Here is a 5,080-nt window from a genome sequence, read left to right as displayed (position 1 = left end):
GTTCCAGGCGGCTCCGCTCCGGCGCCGCCTGCAACTCGAACACGATATCGTGCTGCCTGAGCCTGCCGAATGGGGACTGCCAGCCTATCGCGCCTTGCTGGAGCGGCTTGCACGAATTGAAATTCCGGGGCTCGGCGTTTCCGGCGCCTGCGAAGATCTGTTCGTCTGGCCACGCGCGTGCGACTATGACCGCTCGCGCCAAGCCGACTTCGAGGACGAACAGGCTTTCGAGACTCTGAGCGATGATGCAGACCCGTCACTCGATTTGAAGCTTTTCCCCGGGACCGGGCTCGAAAAAATCATCGTGGTCGCAGGTCCGGGCTATGGCAAATCCGCCCTCCTGACGGCCATTGCCGGCAGACTTGCCAATGGTCCGCAAGTGCCCGTGTCCGTATCGCTTGCCGCCCTGGCTAAGACCGGAAAGAGCGTGATCGCCTTTCTGACCGAACATATGAATCAGGAGCTCGACCTCGCTGCCGACTGGAAGAGGCTCGCCGAGCAGGGCTTGCTTGTTCTGCTCCTCGACGGTCTGGACGAAGTGCCATCCGGTGCCCGCCCCCATCTCATCCAACGTGTCGCCCGCTTTTCGGCCCGCTACCCGCTTGCCGCCTGGATGCTGACCGTCCGCGATCCCTCCATCGTCAGCGGGCTTCATGAAGCCAGAACGGTTGAGCTGCTGCCGCTATCTGATGAGGACATTGTCCGGTTTGCCGATGCCATGAGCCAATATGCCGGTGGACTGGATGGCTGGGACATTGTGAACCGGCTCAATCTCTATCCCGATCTGAGACGCCTTGCGCGCATACCTCTGTTCCTGGCCATGCTGCTCGGGACCGGTGGTATCTCGGCAACTGGACCTGCCAACAGGTCCGATCTGATCGAGATCTATCTGAAAACACTTTTTCACCCGGCCGATCACAAGGTACAGTACGACCCGGAAGACCGCAGCCCTGTCCTGCGGCCCATTGCCGAGACGCTGGCCTTCGACCTGCTGGAAAATCAGGCCATCGGCGCCAGTGAGCGTGAAGTGCGGGAGATCATCGCCCGTCACGCCGTTTCCCAGGCCGAGGCTGACAGCATACTCAGCCTCCTGACGCAGAACGGGATCCTCCGACGCCAGAGCAGTATCCGCCTCGTCTTTCCGTATCCGATCGTCCAGGAATATCTGGCCGCCTGCCATCTCGTAGCGGAATTTGCCGATACATTGTCCGGCAGGATCGAGGACGCAATCCAGCGGCCTTGGGCTCAGGTCATCCAGTTTGCGCTTGAGCGCCACAAAGCGCCCGAGCCGGCCATCAGGGCGATGTTGGACCGGCCGGACGATGCATTTTGCACAGGGCTCCGGCTTGTTGGCCGTTGCATTGCCAACGGGGCAAAGGTCTCCCAAGCCCTCAGGGACGATGTATCCCGGCGCCTCGTCGAATTCTGGATCCACGCGCCCAGCAATGCGCGCGAACGGGTCGGCCGGCTTCTCGCAGACGGCTTCATCAATCCTCCGGTACCTGAGCTGACAGCGGCGCTTCATCACCGATGGCTGATGAATTCCGGAGCCGGTGACATCCTGTCATCGCTCAAGGACAATGAACTCACCCTCAGCGTCCTTGAGAGCCTCATGACTAAGGATCGCTCCAGCCTGATGCTCTATCGCAGCTTGAAGCCCGCCCTCCAGGCAGCAGGCAACCGGGCCTTCGAAGTGATTGCAATCAAGTTGGCAGACGAAGCGCTCGACGAGGATGCGAGAGAAGAGATTGGGAGCCTGCTCATGAATCTGGAGCCGGCCTATGTATCCCGCGGTTTGGCGCTTGGCCTGGCACGATCTCCGGATCTGCCAGCGCAGGTCCGGATGGCAGCATATGCACTCGGCGGCGCGCCGCTGGAGGATGACGCGATCGCCCTTGCCCGCTTCGCCCTGCAGCAGGAGGACTGGGACCGGCACTACAGGGCACGCGATCTTGTTGCCTTGCATGACGATCCGGCGGCATTTCTGCGATCGCTGCTGAAGGATGAAAACATCAGCCTCGACCGAAAGGAAGACCTTGCGGGATCGATTGTGCAGATTATCCCCGACGCTGAGACCCGGTCCGGCTTCGCCAGGACATGCATGGCCGATCCCGAAATGGCCCTGCCGGTCAAGACGATCCTGAGACTGTTTGAAGCCCGATTCGGTAATCGCGAGATCTTTGAAGGCCTCATCGACGACATTCCGGACCTGCCCGCCGGAGATGTCGCGACCTGTCTTGCGCTTTTCGGACACCATCGCGACCGTGGCCTTGGCCTGCGCGCAGCGGCGCTCGTCGGTGAGCGGTTCAAATCGGGCGAGGACGCGGCGAGCCTTGCCGGCTCGGTCGCCACCGGGATGCTTCATGTCTTCGAGATGGACATGCGCTCAGGCGGTGTCGTCAAGCCCACCGCGCCGCACCCGGCGCTTTCGGAATGGCTGCCCATCGTCGAGTCCTGGACCGAGCGGTCCGATCTGACGCCGCTGCAGCAACTGAGCCTGCTGAATTCAGCCTCAAGTCTCGGATCCGTCTGGGCAAGATCACGGATTGAGCAGGTTCTGGAAGCCATCGACGACATGGATGGCCCGGACTGGATCGAGGAAGACGAATACGCCTATGTGCAACCGAATGCGGTTCGCCAATTGCGCAAGCTGAGACCGGTGCTGCCGATGCCGCTGATTGAGAAAATCCTCGCATCAAGCCGTTACAATCTGGCCTCCCAAGGGGTTGAAGCGTTGACAGCCATGGGAAGCATGGACGCGCTGGACCGGCTCGTGGCGGCCCATGCCGCAGCACCGGATTGGCATTTCCGGGACCGGTGCGCCAATGCGGTCGAGCAACTGGCAGCGAGGCTGAATACGACAGTCACAATTGCTGATGGCCGCTACGTGTTGGGTGGTGCCTGCGCCTGATCGCAAACGGTTCGGGCTCACTGTCCGTGCCATTCTTTGCCCTGAAACAATAAGACCAAAAGGCGGGCTGATCATCCGCACACATGATCGATGCCTGGCGGTGGAAATCCCCTCGCCCAAATGATGCCATGGCGGGGTGGGCGGAACATAACGCGCACATGCGTTGACAAATCACACACCTGTGTACATATTGTTCGAAATTCGAACACACGTGATGGCTGGAATGGATCCCACATTGTCTCGCGAAGAAAGAGAACACGCCTTCGATGCAGCGGAGAACGCGCTCCGCGCAGCCCTGTCGGACTGGTATGATGAAGAAACGTCGGCCATTGACGCCGATATCGTTTCGAGTGCGCCTACCGGAACGGGCGGATCGATTGTCGGTTCTGGTCCGGCAATTGACTCCAAGCGTGTCCTTGATGCGAGCGCGGTGACCAGAAGCATTCTCGGTATCGATATTCCCCCGGAAATCATCAAGCGCGGAGGGTATAAATCCAGGAATGAACTGTTCTCGGAGCTGTTGCCGCAGCTACGCGCCGTCTATTCGGGCGAGCGGAAGGTCAAGCGCCGCAAGCCGGCCAAACCAATGACCAAAGTTCAGGGATAAGGCCATGAGCAATACAAATCCGGAATGGGCGGAGATCGGTGCCCGCCTCAAGGCAGCACGCGAGTATCTCGAGATCAGCCAGGACGAAGCCGCTGGTGCACTCGGTGTGACCCGGTCGGCCATTTCCCTGATCGAAAGCGGCAAACGGAAGGTCAACGCTGTCGAACTCTCCAGATTCGCCCAGCTTTACTCCCAATCTGTCGATTCCTTCACCGGGTCCCTCAAAGTGCCGCCTCTGCCGGAAAGTGTGGAAGCCCTGGCACGGGCAGCGACGAAACTCTCAGACGAAGACCGCGAGCAGCTGCTGTCGTTTGCGCGATTCCTTCAGTCGAAGCAGCCGGGAGAGAGTGGTGGCACGTAGTCCCATTGAAGTGGCCCGGTTCGAGGCCATCGCCGCAGCCAAGGCGCTACATCTTGAACTGAATTCCAGGGCGCAGCTCAATCTTGGCGAAGGCCAGATCGATGTGTTCGGTGCAATCGAGGCGCTGGGCATCACGCTCGTGTTCAAGCCGCTGAAATCGGCGCTCGGACTATGCCTTCCCTCACCGCTGCGCGGCATAATCGTGACGACGGAAAGGGTCCTGTCGATCCAGCGGTTTACCGCCGCACATGAACTTGGCCATGCGGTCCTCGACCATTCCGGCAGCATCGATCAGACGCTGAACTATCGCTCGGGCTTTGCGTCCGGCGGCCATGACTTGCAGGAAATCGCCGCTGATGCCTTTGCGGCGGAATTTCTCCTGCCGCGCTGGCTCTACAAGTACCACATCCAGAAACAGGGTTGGACGGTGCGGGGACATCTGCAGAACCCCGCAAATGTCTACCAGCTCGCGCTCAGAATGGGGGCCAGCTATGAAGCGACCTGCTGGGGGCTGGTCTCGCATAATGTCATCTCCCGGGAGGAGGCGAAGGCGTTGGTCGACCAGAAGGTTGCGGCACTGAAATCTGAAATCGGAAAAGGCTATCGCCCTTCAAACAGCTGGGCCGATGTCTGGAAAATTTCGGAAAAGGACAATGGCACGAATTTGCAGGGGAGCGCAGCCGATATCGTGAGGCTGGACCTCACAGAGGCATCAAGCGCCGGCTTTCAATGGAATGCCGACAGGCTTGAGGAAGCGGGCTTCGAGATCCTCTCGGATAGAAATGAACTCGGTGAGCCACCACTGAATTATGGGGCGGCGTCGGTCCGCACCATCATCGCACGGCCGCCAGATCAGGCCGTCGTCGACATTTCGATGGAAGAACGCCAGCCTTGGGCGGATGGCGCTCCCGGCAAAGGCGTGCTCGATATCAGACTGGACCTTTATGGAAAGGAACGGGGCGGCGCCTCAAGGGCAGCGCGGACCAGCCGGGGCGCCCGGATACCATGACGCGTACAATCGATCTGAGATCGTCCTTCAAGCCGGTCAGGACTCAGGGCGCCAGGATGTCGTGTCTTGCCTGCGCCGCCACCGATGCCCACGCTCACATGGCCGCGTCTGCCGAGCCTTTCTCGGCCGAGTACCTGTTTTACCATGCTGTCCAGAACATGCCGGGTGCCGATCCGTCGCGCGGTACCAATC

The 5,080-nt window shown here is 60.3% G+C and carries 4 protein-coding genes and 1 pseudogene; all 5 read left to right on the top strand.

Features of this window, described 5'->3' with window-relative positions:
* The coding region (locus tag WA989_RS02675; protein ID WP_424338980.1) for an NACHT domain-containing protein at nt 1-2,911 on the top strand (2,911 nt) is incomplete at its 5' end.
* Nucleotides 2,912-3,134: 223 nt separating this feature from the next.
* Nucleotides 3,135-3,518 (top strand): hypothetical protein, encoded by a 384-nt coding sequence (locus tag WA989_RS02670; protein ID WP_424338979.1) that lies wholly within the window; start codon nt 3,135-3,137, stop codon nt 3,516-3,518.
* A 4-nt stretch (nt 3,519-3,522) separates the two neighbouring features.
* A complete protein-coding gene (locus tag WA989_RS02665) occupies nt 3,523-3,879 on the top strand; it encodes a helix-turn-helix transcriptional regulator (protein WP_424338978.1) in 357 nt (118 codons plus the stop codon).
* Nucleotides 3,869-4,888 (top strand): ImmA/IrrE family metallo-endopeptidase, encoded by a 1,020-nt coding sequence (locus WA989_RS02660; protein WP_424338977.1) that lies wholly within the window; start codon nt 3,869-3,871, stop codon nt 4,886-4,888. The genes WA989_RS02665 and WA989_RS02660 overlap by 11 nt, the downstream gene beginning before the upstream one ends.
* Nucleotides 4,885-5,080: pseudogene (locus tag WA989_RS02655) on the top strand (hypothetical protein); the annotation flags it as partial. The gene WA989_RS02660 and the pseudogene WA989_RS02655, both read left to right, overlap by 4 nt.

Origin of the sequence: Henriciella sp. (assembly GCF_049649345.1) — a bacterium.
Lineage (GTDB): Bacteria > Pseudomonadota > Alphaproteobacteria > Caulobacterales > Hyphomonadaceae > Henriciella.
This window is presented reverse-complemented; position numbering and strand designations above follow the sequence as displayed.